This is a genomic window from Billgrantia saliphila, from assembly GCF_002930105.1.
In the GTDB taxonomy this organism is placed as follows: Bacteria; Pseudomonadota; Gammaproteobacteria; order Pseudomonadales; family Halomonadaceae; genus Halomonas; species Halomonas saliphila.
Map to the genome: position 1 here is coordinate 24,558 of NZ_PJRN01000026.1, position 14,153 is coordinate 38,710.

Below are 14,153 nucleotides of genomic sequence, written 5' to 3' on the forward strand. Positions count from 1 at the left end.
TCTGCGCGTGCGGAATTCAAGGTTTCAGCCCGTGAAAGTGCCGTTGCGGTAATCCTTGAGTGCCTGGTCGATCTCACGCATGTCGTTCATCACGAAAGGGCCGTAGTGGGCGATCGGTTCGCGATGCGGCGTGCCGGAAAGCACCAGGCACTGGGCGCCTTCGCGGCTGGCGAGCGCAAGCGTATCGCCCGCGCCCAGGTGGGCCAGCCGGCCGGCGGCAACCGCCTCGCCGGCGATCTCCAGCGTGCCTTCGAACACATAGACGGCAAGCGTTTCGCTGTCGACGGCCAGCGCCAACTCGCCGTCCGACTGCAGCTGCACGTGGGCCACGGCGCCATTGCCCGCGAGCGAGTCCAGGGGCCCTTCGATGCCGTCGCCGTCGAGACGACGCCACTGGCCGCCGAGAGCGATCAGCTCGGCGCGGGTGCCCGCCAGGCGCGGCATTTCGTCGCTGCGTACGTCGCGGTAGCGGGCCTCGCTCAGCTTGTCCCGGGCGGCCAGGTTGAGCCACAGCTGGAAGCCGTGCAGGCCCTGGCTGTCGGTCAGCGGCATCTCGGAGTGAACGATGCCGCGTCCGGTGTGCATCCATTGGGCATCGCCGGCTCGAATCGTGCTGCTGTGACCCAGATGGTCCTCGTGGGTAATGCCGCCATGCACGATGTAGGTCAGCGTCTGGATGCCGCGGTGAGGATGCGGCGGAAAGCCGCCGACATAGTCGTTGGGGCGCTCGGAGCCCAGCTCGTCGAGCATCAGGAAGGGATCGAGCGTACCGTCGAAGCGATGGATGCGTTGAATCTGTACGCCATCGCCGTCCTGGCTGGGGTGGCTCTGGATCAGTTGCTCGATGCGCCGGGTGGCGTTAGCGGTCATGTCGTCGACCTCCGGTAGCGGATATGTCTGGCATTCTAGGCCGTTTTTTTCGAAGATTAAGCGCATTGTTTCGCACTGATCATTCGAGGTGATCGAATATGTCGCGCGTCACCCTGGCCCAGTGGCAGATGCTCGCCGCCGTGGTGGACCACGGGGGCTTCGCCCGCGCCGCCGAGGCGGTGCACAAGAGTCCTTCCACCCTCAATCATGCCGTGCACAAGCTGGAGCAGCAGCTTGGCGTACAGGTGCTGGAACCGGTGGGACGCCAGGTTCGCCTGACCGAAGCCGGCGAGATGCTGCTGCGCCGGGCGCGCCAATTGATCGAGGGCGCCGAGGCGCTGGAGGACGTTGCCGGTCGCCTTGCCGAAGGGCTCGAGGCCGAAGTGGTGCTGTCGATCGATCAGATCTTTCCCACCGATGCTTTGGCGATGGCGTTGAGCCGCTTCTCCGCCGAATACCCCTACGTTCGCGTGCAGCTCCACGAGACGGTGCTCAACGGGGGCATCGAGATGCTCTATGACGGGCGCGCCGACCTGACCATTTCCGGCCTGGCGGCGCAGGGCTTTCTCGGCGAGCCGCTGGTGACGATCCGCTTCATCGCGGTGGCGCACCGCGACCACCCCCTGCATGCGCTTGAGCGTGCGCTGGATCTGCGCGACCTGCAGCGGCATCGCCAGATGGTGGTGCGCGATTCCGCGTTGCGTCAATCCATGGATGCCGGCTGGCTCAAGGCGGAGCAGCGCTGGACCGTCAGCCACCTGGAAACCTCGGTCGATATGGTGCGCCGCGGACTGGCGTTCGCCTGGCTGCCCGAGACGCGCATCAACACCGAATTGGAAACGGGAGCGCTGTTGCCGCTGCCACTGGCCGCCGGCGGTATTCGCGAGGTGCCCATGCAGATGATCTTTCGTGACCGCGATCGAGCCGGGCCGGCGACCCACGCCATGGCCCGTGCGCTGCACGAGGCGGTGTCCAGCACCTGTCCGAATCGGGAGTGATCCCCGGCTGTCGATATATCCGTTTTTTTCGACGCTAAGGGCGAAAAAACTGCGCTTGAGTGCCAGCCGTGTCGACTTACCCTGCTAGACAGATCCCTTCATTACGACCGGAGGACACATGGGACTGTTGATCGACGGCATGTGGCACGACCAGTGGTACGACACCAAGAAACACGGCGGTGAGTTCGTGCGCGAGTCCGCCCAACTGCACGACTGGGTGACCGCGGACGGAAGCCCCGGACCCGAAGGGCAGCGCGCCGTGCCGGCCGAGGCGGGGCGCTTCCATCTATACGTGTCGCTGGCCTGCCCCTGGGCGCACCGCACCCTGATCATGCGCAAGCTCAAGGGGCTGGAATCGCTGATCGGCGTCTCCTGGGTCAGCCCGCTGATGCTCGACCAGGGCTGGACCTACCACGAGGATGAGGGCGCCAGTGGCGATCCGGTCAACGGTGTCCAATACCACCGCGAACTCTACACCCTGACCGACCCGCGCTATACCGGCCGGGTGACGGTGCCGGTGCTGTGGGACAAGCAGGAGGGGCGCATCGTCAACAACGAGTCCGCCGAGCTGGTGCGCATCCTCAACGGCGCCTTCGACGAGCTCGCCGGCAATCGCCTCGACTTCTATCCCGAGGATTTGCGCGAGACCATCGATGCGATCAACGACGACGTTTACGAGCACATCAACAACGGTGTCTACAAGTCGGGGTTCGCCACGGAGCAGGCGGTTTACGACAAGCACGTGACGGCGCTGTTCGAAGCGCTCGACCGCATCGAGGCGCGTCTGGACGGGAATCGCTACCTGGCGGGCGAGTGGCTGACCGAGGCCGATATTCGCTTGTTCACCACTCTGGTGCGCTTCGATGCCGTCTACTACGGCCACTTCAAGTGCAACTTCCGACGCATCGAGGACTACCCGAACCTCTCGAACTACCTGCGCGAGCTCTACCAATGGCCGGGGGTGGCCGAGACGGTGGACCTGGAGCACATCAAGCGCCACTACTACTACAGCCACGACACCATCAACCCGACCCGCATCGTACCCAAGGGACCGCGGCTGGACTTCGAGCGTCCGCACGACCGTGAGAGGTTCCCGGGGCAGGGGATTCGCGAGAAGGCCTAAGCGACGAGCCACGAGCGACAGACCACAGGCTGCGAGTTATGAGCTACATGCTAGGGGCTAGAGCAGCCGGGATATTCTGGCCCGCAGCCCGCAGCCCGCAGCCCGCAGCCCGCAGCCCGCAGCCCGCAGCCCGCAGCCCGCAGCCCGCAGCCCGCAGCCCGACGCTTCATAGCTTCCTGGCGTGACGTGCCAGCCACCGATCCAGCGCGTTGGCGAATTCGCGCCGGTCGGCGTCGCTGTAGCCCTTGGGTCCGCCGGTGTGCTCGCCGCTGGCGCGCAGGGTCTCCATGAAATCTCTCATCTGCACGCGAGCGCGGATGTTGTTCCTGTCGAGGATCTCGCCGCGGGTAGTCATCACCGCCGCGCCCTTGTCGATGGCCTCCAGGGCCAGCGGCAGGTCGGAGCTGATCAGCAGGTCGCCTGCCTCCAGGCGCGCCACGATCTCGTTGTCGGCGGCGTCGAAGCCGTGGCTCACTGACAACGCCTTGACCCACTTCGAAGGCGGCAGGGGAATCGTGTGGTTGGCCACGAACCAGGCCTGGGTGGCGGTGCGCTCGGCGGCGCGGACGATGATGTCGCGCGCTACCTTGGGGCAGGCGTCGGCGTCGACCCAGAGGGTGGGCATGCGGGCGGGCTCCTCGAAGAATAATGAAGCTCTGTGTGAGCGTAGCGTTGAAAGTACTGGTCAAAGGGCCAGTCCCGATGGTAGCATGCGCGCTCCTCGCATGTGCTGACCCCGCCATCATGACGACTCGCTCCACACGACGACGTGTGAGAGGCAGTCACCGAGACCCGCAGCCATCGCTGTAGCGTCCGAGATGTGAAGATGGAGCGCCGAAAAAGATGCCGCCAACCGGGCGACATCGGCGCAGAAAGGTCGCCACGCGGTTCGACGCCAGTTGGCGCGAATCGGATGCCAGGTGCGACCGGCGTCCCACGTAAAACGTGACCCGCTCTGTCCAGGCCCAATCGGCCCGCGACGACAGGGCCACCGACCATGCCGCATGGCTGTGTCGGGGATGCCTCAATGTGATTGCCGGCGAGTGCCGGCCTACCAAGGTGTGATTGATGACCTCGACTTCTGTCGCTTCGCCGAGCTTCGGCGATCTTGCTCTGCTGCCTGCCGTTCTCGCCGCTGTCGAAACATTGGGTTACGAAACTCCTTCACCGATTCAGACACAGACCATTCCGGCGCTGCTGGAAGGGCGTGACATGCTGGGCCAGGCCCAGACCGGTACCGGCAAGACCGCGGCCTTCGCTCTGCCGCTGCTGTCGCGGCTCGAGCTGACTCGCCGTGAGCCCCAGGTGCTGGTGCTGGCACCGACCCGTGAGCTGGCCCAGCAGGTGGCCGTCTCCTTTACCAAGTACGGCCAGAACCTGCAGGGTCTGGAAGTCGCCACTCTGTGTGGCGGCCAGGAATATCGTGAACAGCTGGGTGCGCTGAAGCGTGGCGCCCAGGTAGTGGTGGGCACGCCGGGCCGGGTGATCGATCACCTGGATCGCGGCAGCCTCAAGCTCGACGGTCTCTCCGCCCTGGTGCTGGACGAAGCCGACGAGATGCTGCGCATGGGCTTCATCGACGACGTCAAGCGCGTGGTCGCCGATACCCCCAAGGAAGCCCAGCGGGTATTCTTCTCCGCCACGCTGCCGACCGAAATCGAGCGCATCGTCAACCGCTACCTGGTCGACCCGGTCAAGGTGGCCATCGAGTCGGGTACCACCACCGGCGAGAACATCGAGCAGCGCCTGGTGCGCGTCGATGGCGGAGCCAAGCTGGAGGCGCTGGCGCGCATCCTCGAAGTCGAGCCGGTGGACGCCGCCATCGTCTTCGTGCGCACCCGGGCCGCCTGCACCACCCTGATGGAGCAGCTCTCCGCCCGTGGCGTCAATGTCGCCAGCCTTTCCGGCGACTTGGACCAGAGCCTGCGCGAGCGCACCATCCAGCGCCTGAAGCGCGGCAAGGTCGACGTGCTGATCGCCACCGACGTGGCCGCCCGCGGCCTCGACGTGCCGCGCATCACCCACGTCTTCAACTACGACCTGCCCCAGGACGCCGAGGCCTATACCCACCGTATCGGCCGCACCGGCCGGGCGGGGCGTACCGGCATCTCGATCACCTTCGTCGGCTTCCGCGAAGGTCGCAAGGTGGGCTGGATCGAGCAGGCCACCGGCCAGAAGCTCAGCGAAATGGAAGTGCCCGACGAGGCCGCCATTCGCGCCCATCGCGATGAAGTGTTCCATCAGCGCATCATCGGCTCCCTGACGGCCGGTGCCGACGAGCAGCGTGCGCTGGTCGAGCGCCTGGTCGCGGAAGGCCATGATCCGGTCGAGCTGGCCTGTGCCTTTGCTGCCCTGGCGCGTGCCGACGAGGCGCCCATCGGTCGCCTGCAGCCGCCGCGCAAGGAGCGCATCGAGCGGGGCGAGCGCGCGCCGCGTGACGGCAAGCCGCCGCGTCGCGACCGTGCACCCAGCGAGGGCATGACCCGCTACCGTGTGGCCGTTGGCCATCGCGATGGTGTCAAGCCGGGCCAACTGGTCGGAGCGCTGGCCAACGAGGGCGGCATCGAAGGCTCGCGGATCGGTCGCATCGATATCCGCAACGCCTTCTCGGTGGTGGAATTGCCGAGTTCGCTGCCGGCCAGCATCCTAGCCAAGATGGCTCGCGCTCGCGTCGCCGGCCGCCCGCTGGAGATCAGCGAGGACGGTGGTGCTCCCGAGCGCGCTCCGCGCCGCCGCCGCGAGGATGGCGATGCACCGGTGCGTCGGCGCACCATCGCCTAAGCGCTCCGCTCGTCGCTAGCGGCGAGCGCTGAAGAAGACAAGGCCCAGGCCGGGAAACCGGCCTGGGCTTTTTCGTGTCCGCTTGCCAATTGCCATACTACCATACTAGTCTGTTCAGAACTGGCGATAACAAGATGGAGATCGGTGACATGACGACCCCCCTGCAAGCCCTGTGGCAGGAAGCGCGCGACGATGGCTCGGTTCGCCAGCGGCTGTATCGCGTGCTGCGCCAGTCGATCATCCGCATGGTGCTGGCCCCCGGTCAGGCCCTGTCGGAAAAGGAGCTGGCCGACGCCTTTTCGGTGAGCCGTCAGCCGGTGCGCGAGGCCTTCATCCGGTTGTCGGAGGCGGGGTTGGTGGAAGTGCGCCCGCAGCGCGGTACCTACGTGGTGCGGATCTCGCAGAAGGCCGTGCTCGAGGCGCGCTTCGTGCGCGAGGCGATCGAGGTCGCCGTGGCCCGCGCCGCGGCCGAGGCGGGGGTGGGAGCGAACACGCTGGACGAGTTGCGCGAGCTGATCGAACGCCAGCGGCGCTGTATCGCGCCCAACGACTACGACCGCTTCTTCCGGCTCGATGAGGAATTTCACCGTTCGCTGTCGCTGGGGGTGGGGCAGACCGCCGCCTGGCGGGTCACCGAAGAGGTCAAGGCGCAGCTCGATCGGGTGCGCTACTTGAGCGTTCCCGAATCGACGCCGATCGCCAAGCTGACCGACCAACACTCGATGATCGTCGAGGCCATCGCCGAGCGGGACCCCGAAGCGGCGGGGCGGGCCATGAGCGTGCATCAGCGCGAGATCCTGCATTCGTTGCCCGAACTCATGCGCCGCTTCCCCGAAATGTTCGACGGTTCACCCGGCGCTGTTCCGCTCGACGGCTCAACGCCACGTAGAAAGACGTCATAACCACAACACACGTCAGGAGCTCACCATGAAGACAACAGCACTCGTAACGGCCATCGCACTGGCCACCACCGCCAATCTGGCCCACGCGGCCTACCAATTGAATCTCTCCTCTGCCCTGAGCGCACAGGATCCCATCGTCCAGGCCATGGAGAAGGCCAGTGAAACGATCGCGGAACGCTCTGACGGCGAGCTCACCGTCCGCGTCTTCCCCAATAGCCAGCTCGGCTCCGACGAGGACGTGGTCGAACAGATCCGCAGCGGGGCCAACGTCGCGGTGCTGATCGATGCCGGGCGACTGTCCGAGTACCAGCCGGAGCTGGGTATTCTCAGCGCGCCCTACCTGGTCGAGGACCACACCGACTACGACCGCATCACCTCGTCGGAGCTCTATCAGGGGTGGGTCGAGAGCCTGGCCGAGAGCAGCGGGCTGCGTCTGCTCAACTACAACTGGTTCCAGGGCTCGCGCCACATGCTGACGCAGACACTGGTGGAGACGCCCGAAGACCTGAACGGCGTGCGCGTGCGTACCATCAACTCACCGGTATGGATCAAGACCATCGAAGCGATGGGCGCCACGCCCACGCCGCTACCTTGGTCGGAGGTTTACTCGGCGCTGCAGCTGGGCGCGATAGACGGCGCCGAGGCGCAGCTCACCGCTGCCGAGGGGCAGAATCTCCACGAGGTGATCACTCATATCGCCCTGACCGGTCATATCCACTTGATGACCGGCCTCGCCACCTCCGAACAGTGGTACCAGTCGCTGCCGGAGGAGCTGCGTACCATCCTCGACGAGGAGCTCCAGAACGCCGGGTCAGAGGCCAGCCAGGCCACTGTCGACGCCCAGGACGCCGTGCGCGAGCGGATGGAGGCGGAAGGCGTGACCTTCACCGAAGTGGACGTCGAGCTGTTTCGCGAGCGCGTATCCGGCGTCTACGAAGAACTCGGCTACGACCAGTACCGCGACCAACTGACCTCGGGAGAGTGAGCCAGCCGGCCCCTGCCGTGCATACGGCGGGGGCTCTGGCCGTCGAGGCGGCCTCGCGCGCCGGTTGCATCCTGATTCGAGGATTTTCTCTTATGTGGTACTGGTACGACCGACTCGAGGCGTGGCTTGCCGTCGCGCTGCTGGGCGGCACTTCGCTGACCCTGCTGGTGAGCTCGACGGCTCGCGCCATCGGCCAGCCGTTCGCCGGGGGCGCCGAGCTGGCCCAGCTGCTGTTCATCTGGACCGCTGTGCTGGGCGCCGACATTACCCTGCGCCGTGGCGGTCAGGTGCGTATCGACGCCCTGATAGTGCGCATGCCGCTGCCGCTGCAACGCTTGGTCACTGGGCTGTGCCTGATGCTGATGCTGGGCTTCCTGGCTTTGCTCGTGTGGTACGGCTTCCCGTTGGCTCTGTCCAATTGGCAACGCCCGATGGGCGTGGCCGGGTTGAGCTACGGCTACATTACTCTGGCGCTGCCGGTGGGGGCCGCACTGATGATCGTCTCGCTCATGCGGCGCATCGTGACCAAGGGCATCGTGCCGAGCCTGATGCCGGATGACGATGTGGTGGAGGAGACACTATGACGGCCGCACTCCTGCTGGGCCTTGGATTGGTGCTGATGGCCATCGGCATGCCCGTGGCCTTCGCCATCGGCATCGCCGGCTTCACCTATTTCTTCCTGCCCGAGACTTTCCTGCCGACCAACATCGGCGCGCAGCGCATCGTCTCGGCGACCCAGTCGTTTCCGCTGCTGGCGGTACCGCTGTTCATCTTCATCGGGCACCTGATGAACGCCAGCGGTATCACGCCACGGCTGATGCGTCTCTCCACGCTTCTGGCCGGATGGATGAGTGGCGGACTGGCCCAGGCGAGCATCGTACTCAGCACGCTGATGGGCGGCGTGTCGGGCTCGGCCGTGGCCGATGCCGCGATGCAGTCGCGCGTGTTGGGGAAGGGCATGATCAAGGAGGGCTATAGCCCCGGTTTTTCCGGTGCAGTGCTCTCCATCGGCGGGCTGATCACCGCCACCATTCCGCCGAGCATCGGCCTGATCCTCTACGGCTACCTGGGCGAGGTGTCAATCGGGCGGCTGTTCATTGCAGGCGTGGTGCCCGGCTTTCTGCTGATGGTGGCGCTCATGGTGACCACCTATTTCGTGGCCAAGCGGCGCGGCTACACGCCGGTACGCGAAGGGCTGCCGGCTGGCCGCGAGGTACTCACTGCCCTGCGCGGCAGCATCTGGGCGCTGCTGTTCCCGGTGTGGCTATTGGTGGGCATCCGCTACGGCCTGTTCACGCCCACCGAGGCGGGTGCGTTCGCGGTGGCCTATGCGCTGCTGGTGGGCTGCGTGATTCATCGCGAGATGGGATGGCGCGAAATCCTCACGGCGATGCATGCCAGCGTGCGCGACATCGGCATGATCATGCTGATCATCATGTTCTCGGGAATCATCGGCTACGTGGTCTCCTTCGAGCGGGTGCCGCAGACCATCGCCGAGCTGACGCTGGGTGTGTTCTCCAGCCACGCCACGCTGCTGTTGACGCTGGCCGTGCTGCTGGTACTGCTCGGCATGCTGCTCGAGGCCACTGTGGTGGTGATGTTGCTCACGCCGATCCTGGTGCCGGTGGTCAAGGCCGCGGGGGTCGACCCGGTGCATTTCGGCCTGCTGATGATGACCCTGGTGACCTTCGGCGGCATGACTCCACCGGTGGGTATCTCGATGTACACCGTGTGCGGCATCCTGCGCTGCTCCTTCTTCGATTACAGCCGCGAACTGGTGCCCTTTGCCCTGGCGGTGTTCGCGGTGGTGCTGGGCATCATCTTCTTCCCCGACATCGTGCTGTTCCTGCCCAACCTGCTGATGGGCTGAGCATGACCGCGCGTCAATCATGGAGGATTCAATGACTCTCTCCGACAAGATCGCCTTCATGGGACCGGATTTCCTGCTCGAGAACGAGCCGGCGCGTCGGCTCTACCACGAGCATGCCGCCGCCATGCCGATCTGCGACTACCACTCTCACCTGAGTCCGGAAGAAATTGCGGGCAACGTGCGCTTCGACAACCTCACCGAGCTGTGGCTCAAGGGCGATCACTACAAGTGGCGGGCAATGCGCATCGCCGGCATCGATGAGCGGCGCATCACCGGCGACGTGGGCGACCGCGAGCGCTTCCAGGCGTGGGCCGAAACGGTGCCGGACTGCCTCGGCAACCCGCTCTATCACTGGACCCACCTGGAGCTGCGTCATCCGCTGGGTATCGAGAATACGCTGCTCTCGCCGGCCACGGCCGAGGAGGTCTGGACCACCGCGCGCGAGCGCCTGGCCACGCCGGAACTGAGCGCCCAGGGCATTCTCGAGCGCTTCAACGTGCGCACGGTGTGTACCACCGACGATCCGGTGGACGACCTCGGGTTGCACCGGCGACATGCCGAGAGCGGGGCGGCGCCCGCCATGCTGCCGACCTTCCGTGCCGACGCCGTGCTCAAGATCGGCGAGCCCGGCTTCGTCGACTACCTCGGCGCGCTGGAAGCGGCCAGTGGCGTGGCGATCCGAGGCTACGACGACCTGCTCGCGGCCCTGTACCAGCGTCTCGAGCACTTCGCCGCCCACGGCTGCTGTCTCTCCGACCACAGCCTGGAGAGGCCGGTATTCGTCGCGCCGCCGAGCGCGGCCGAGCTCGACCGACTGCTCGACCGCCGCCGCCGTGGCAAAACGCTCAGCGGCGACGAGAACGCCGCTTTCACCACCGCGGTGCTGCTGTGGCTGGGGCGCGAGTACGCCCGCCGTGGCTGGGTGATGCAGCTGCATCTCGGTGCGCTGCGCAGCTTGAGCCAGCGCGGCCTGGCCGAGATCGGCGCCAACAGCGGCTTCGACGCCATCGGCGACGTGACCTACGCCGAGCCGCTGGCAGCGATTCTCGATGCGCTCGATCGCGACCGGGCACTGCCGCGCACCGTGGTCTACAACCTCAACCCCCGCGACAACGAGATGCTGGCGAGCCTGGTCGGCTCGTTTTCGAGCGACGGCATCCCCGGCAAGCTGCAGTTCGGCGCCGCCTGGTGGTTCAACGACCAGCGCGACGGCATCGAGCGCCAGCTCGTCACGCAGATGAACTTCGGCCTGCTGCGCCATTTCGTCGGCATGCTCACCGACTCGCGCAGCCTGCTGTCGTTCTCCCGCCACGACTACTTTCGCCGCATTTTCTGCCAGATGCTCGGCAGCCAGATGCAGCGCGGCGAACTGCCGAACGACCCCGGCCGCATCGGCGAGCTGGTGCGGGCGGTGTGCTACGACAACGTGCAGCGCTATCTCTTCGAGCGATGAGCCGAGCCCAAACTCTTTTATAGCGACGGAACCTTCATGAAAATCAGCAACGCCTATGTGATCGTCACCTCGCCGGGGCGCAATTTCGTTACCCTCAAGATCGTCACCGAATCGGGCACCTACGGCATCGGCGACGCCACCCTGAATGGCCGCGAAATGGCCGTGGTGGCCTACCTCGAGGAGCACGTGATTCCCGCCTTGATCGGGCGTGACGCCAGCCGCATCGAGGATATCTGGCACTATCTCTACCGTGGCGCCTACTGGCGCCGGGGGCCGGTGACCATGTCCGCCGTGTCGGCCGTGGACATGGCGCTGTGGGACATCAAGGCCAAGGCGGCGGGCATGCCGCTCTACCAGCTCCTCGGGGGCAAGAGCCGCGAGCGGGTGATGACCTACGCTCACTGCACCGGCAAGGACATCGAGGGCTGCCTGGCGGAGGTGGAGAAGCACGTCAAGCTGGGCTATCGCGCCGTGCGCGTGCAGGCCGGCGTGCCCGGCATCGCCACCATCTACGGTGTCGCCAAGCGCGAGGGGGAGCGCTACGAGCCGGCGGACGCCGAGCTGCCTGCCGAGCATGTCTGGAGCACGGAGAAGTACCTCAACCACGTGCCCAAGCTGTTCGCCGCGGTGCGCGAACGCTTCGGCGACGAGCTGCACGTGCTGCACGATGTGCATCACCGGCTGACGCCCATCGAGGCGGCGCGCCTGGGCAAGGCGGTCGAGCCCTATCACCTGTTCTGGCTCGAGGACTGCGTGCCGGCCGAGAACCAGGAGAGCTTTCGCCTGATCCGCCAGCACACCACCACGCCGCTGGCGGTGGGGGAGGTGTTCAACTCGATCCACGACTATCGCGAGCTGCTCGAGAACCAGTGGATCGATTACATCCGTACCCCGCTGACGCATGGCGGCGGCATCACCCACGTGCGCCGCATCGCCGACCTGGCCGGGCTCTATCACGTGCGCACGGGCTTCCATGGGCCGACGGATCTGTCGCCGGTGTGCCTGGGCGCGGCGATCCACTTCGACACCTGGGTGCCCAACTTCGGCATACAGGAGCACATGCCCCACACGGCGGAGACCGACGCCGTATTCCCCCACGACTACCGCTTCGAGGACGGCCACTTCCTGGTCGGCGAGGCGCCGGGGCACGGCGTCGACATCGACGAGGAGCTGGCCCGGCAATACCCCTACAAGCGCGCCAGCCTGCCGGTCAACCGGCTGGAAGACGGCACCCTCTGGCACTGGTAAGGAGACCGCACGATGAAAGCCTTTCAGGTAAACGCGCCGCTGAACTACGCCATCGCCGATGTCGAGGCGCCCCGCGCCGCTGCTGGCGAGGTGCTGGTTAAGGTGGCCTTCGCCGGTATCTGCGGTTCCGACATGCACATCATCCACGGCGACAACGCCTTCGTGCGCTTTCCGCGCATCACCGGCCATGAATTCGCCGGCACGGTCGAGGCGCTCGGCGAGGGCGTCGAGGGCATCGAGCTCGGTGCCCGGGTGTGCATCGACCCGGTGGTCAACTGCGGTGAGTGCTATCCGTGCCGCATCGGTCGACCCAACGTGTGCAGCGCGCTGCAGGTGATCGGCGTGCATCGCGATGGCGGCTTCGAGGAGTGGGTCAACGTGCCGGCGACCAACGTCCACCGCTTGCCCGATGGGCTGGGGCTGGAAGCGGGTGCGCTGGTGGAGCCCTATTCCATCGCCGCCAACGTGCTGGAACGGATGCAGCCGCTGCGCGGCGACCGCCTGCTGGTCTACGGTGCCGGCGTGATCGGCCTGACCATCGTGCAGATGGCGCGCGCCCTGGGCGTCGGGGACATCACGGTGATCGACCTGATCGACGAGCGCCTGGCCACGGCCCGCGAACTCGGCGCCACGCGCACCTGGCACGGCAAGGAAGACGTCGAGGGCGCGGTGCGCGAACTGACGGCAGGCGAGGGCATTCCGCTGATCGCCGATACCGCCTGCGTACCGGCCCTGCTGCCGCAGATGCTGCGTATCGCTTCGCCGGCGGGGCGCATCGGCCTGCTCGGTTTCAACCCCACTCCCAGTGATCTGGTGCAACTGGAGGTGATCAAGAAGGAGCTGACCCTGGTCGGTTCGCGGCTCAACAACCGCAAGTTTCCGGACGTGCTCGAGCGCATGGCTTCCGGGCGTCTCGATCCGCTGGCGCTGGTGAGCCATCGCCTGCCTTTCGACGAGATGCCCGGGGCCATCGATATGCTCGATCATCATCCCGAAAGGGCTCGCAAGGTGCTCATCGACATCGGTGCCTGAGCCAGCATGACGCGACAGCCGCATCGCGATGACGCGATGCTCATAACAGCAACAACAGCCAGTATGGCAAAAACAGGAGTTACGCCATGATCAAACGATTCGTCACCAGCGCCGTCCTCGGGGTCGCCCTGATCGCAAGCCAGACCACCCTGGCCGCCGACGTCACGCTGAAATTCGGCCATCTGGCCAACGAGCAGAACATTTGGCACCAGGCCGCCGAGCGCTTCAAGGAACTGGTCGAGGAGAACTCGGACGGGCGCATCGAGGTGCAGCTCTATCCCAACGAGCAGCTCGGCAACGAGATGGACGTGATCAACAGCATCCAGCTCGGTACCGCCGACATGACGATCACCGGGGAGAGCCTGCAGAACTGGGCGCCCAAGGCGGCGATGATGGCGGTGCCTTATGCCTTCCGCGATTCCGAGCATCTGCGCCAGGCGGTGGAAAGCGAGATCGGCGAGCAGATCGAGGCCCAGATCACCGAGCGTGCCAACCTGGTGCCGCTGGCCTGGTTCGAGCGCGGTCCGCGCGAGCTGACTTCGAACCGGCCGATCCGCCACCCCGACGATCTCGATGGCCTTCGCCTGCGCGTGCCCAACGTGCCGCTGTTCGTCGACACCTGGGAAGCGCTGGGTGCGCGACCCACGCCGATGGCCTTCAGCGAGGTATTCACCGCCCTGCAGCAGAACACCATCGAGGCCCAGGAGAACCCGCTCAGCCTGATCGAGAGCGCCAGCTTCAACGAGGTGCAGGACTACGTGAACCTCACCGGCCACGTGCGTAGCTGGATCTACGTGGTGATCGGCCGCAGCCAGCTCGAGAGCATGCCCGAGGACCTGCAGCAGGTCGTGCGCGACGCGGCCCAGGAGATGCAGACCTACCAGGCCGAGC

At 66.0% G+C, this 14,153-nt stretch carries 13 protein-coding genes; 11 read left to right on the plus strand and 2 right to left on the minus strand.

All coding sequences use genetic code 11. The features are described 5' to 3' along the window. Positions 1–24: 24 nt before the first annotated feature. The gene (locus CYJ07_RS19120; RefSeq protein ID WP_104205290.1) at positions 25–870 is read right to left on the minus strand and encodes a pirin family protein; all 846 of its coding nucleotides are present in this window, start codon (positions 868–870) and stop codon (positions 25–27) included. Positions 871–968: 98 nt separating this feature from the next. Between CYJ07_RS19120 and CYJ07_RS19125 the strand changes: the two genes are divergently transcribed. Both CYJ07_RS19125 and CYJ07_RS19130 read left to right on the plus strand, forming a co-directional pair. Then, a complete protein-coding gene (locus tag CYJ07_RS19125; protein ID WP_104205291.1) occupies positions 969–1,868 on the plus strand; it encodes a LysR family transcriptional regulator in 900 nt (299 codons plus the stop codon). Between the two features lie 118 nt (positions 1,869–1,986). Then, complete coding sequence (locus CYJ07_RS19130) at positions 1,987–2,991, plus strand: glutathione S-transferase family protein (protein WP_104205292.1); 1,005 nt, start codon at positions 1,987–1,989, stop codon at positions 2,989–2,991. Between the two features lie 166 nt (positions 2,992–3,157). On the opposite strand, the gene CYJ07_RS19135 is transcribed toward CYJ07_RS19130, so the two are convergent. Further along, complete coding sequence (locus tag CYJ07_RS19135; RefSeq protein ID WP_104205293.1) at positions 3,158–3,616, minus strand: YaiI/YqxD family protein; 459 nt, start codon at positions 3,614–3,616, stop codon at positions 3,158–3,160. A 443-nt stretch (positions 3,617–4,059) separates the two neighbouring features. Between CYJ07_RS19135 and CYJ07_RS19140 the strand changes: the two genes are divergently transcribed. The 9 genes from CYJ07_RS19140 to CYJ07_RS19180 form a co-directional block, all read left to right on the plus strand. Beyond that, a complete protein-coding gene (locus CYJ07_RS19140) occupies positions 4,060–5,772 on the plus strand; it encodes a DEAD/DEAH box helicase (protein ID WP_104205294.1) in 1,713 nt (570 codons plus the stop codon). 149 nt (positions 5,773–5,921) lie between these two features. Further along, positions 5,922–6,674, plus strand: coding sequence for a GntR family transcriptional regulator (locus tag CYJ07_RS19145; RefSeq protein WP_104205295.1), 753 nt, complete (start codon positions 5,922–5,924; stop codon positions 6,672–6,674). A 25-nt stretch (positions 6,675–6,699) separates the two neighbouring features. Next, entirely contained in the window at positions 6,700–7,659 is a 960-nt protein-coding gene (locus tag CYJ07_RS19150; protein ID WP_104205296.1) for a C4-dicarboxylate TRAP transporter substrate-binding protein, read from the plus strand. 92 nt (positions 7,660–7,751) lie between these two features. Beyond that, positions 7,752–8,243 (plus strand): TRAP transporter small permease, encoded by a 492-nt coding sequence (locus tag CYJ07_RS19155; protein ID WP_104205297.1) that lies wholly within the window; start codon positions 7,752–7,754, stop codon positions 8,241–8,243. Continuing rightward, positions 8,240–9,529 (plus strand): TRAP transporter large permease, encoded by a 1,290-nt coding sequence (locus CYJ07_RS19160; RefSeq protein ID WP_104205298.1) that lies wholly within the window; start codon positions 8,240–8,242, stop codon positions 9,527–9,529. The genes CYJ07_RS19155 and CYJ07_RS19160 overlap by 4 nt, the downstream gene beginning before the upstream one ends. Positions 9,530–9,560: 31 nt before the next feature. After that, entirely contained in the window at positions 9,561–10,982 is a 1,422-nt protein-coding gene (gene uxaC, locus CYJ07_RS19165; protein ID WP_104205299.1) for a glucuronate isomerase, read from the plus strand. A 36-nt stretch (positions 10,983–11,018) separates the two neighbouring features. Further along, on the plus strand, positions 11,019–12,230 hold the full coding sequence (gene manD, locus CYJ07_RS19170) for a D-mannonate dehydratase ManD (protein WP_104205300.1): 1,212 nt from the start codon (positions 11,019–11,021) through the stop codon (positions 12,228–12,230). A gap of 12 nt (positions 12,231–12,242) precedes the next feature. Further along, positions 12,243–13,262, plus strand: coding sequence for a zinc-binding alcohol dehydrogenase family protein (locus CYJ07_RS19175; RefSeq protein WP_104205301.1), 1,020 nt, complete (start codon positions 12,243–12,245; stop codon positions 13,260–13,262). 86 nt (positions 13,263–13,348) lie between these two features. Next, positions 13,349–14,153 (plus strand): TRAP transporter substrate-binding protein (locus tag CYJ07_RS19180; RefSeq protein WP_104205302.1); only part of this gene is annotated, 805 nt, incomplete at its 3' end.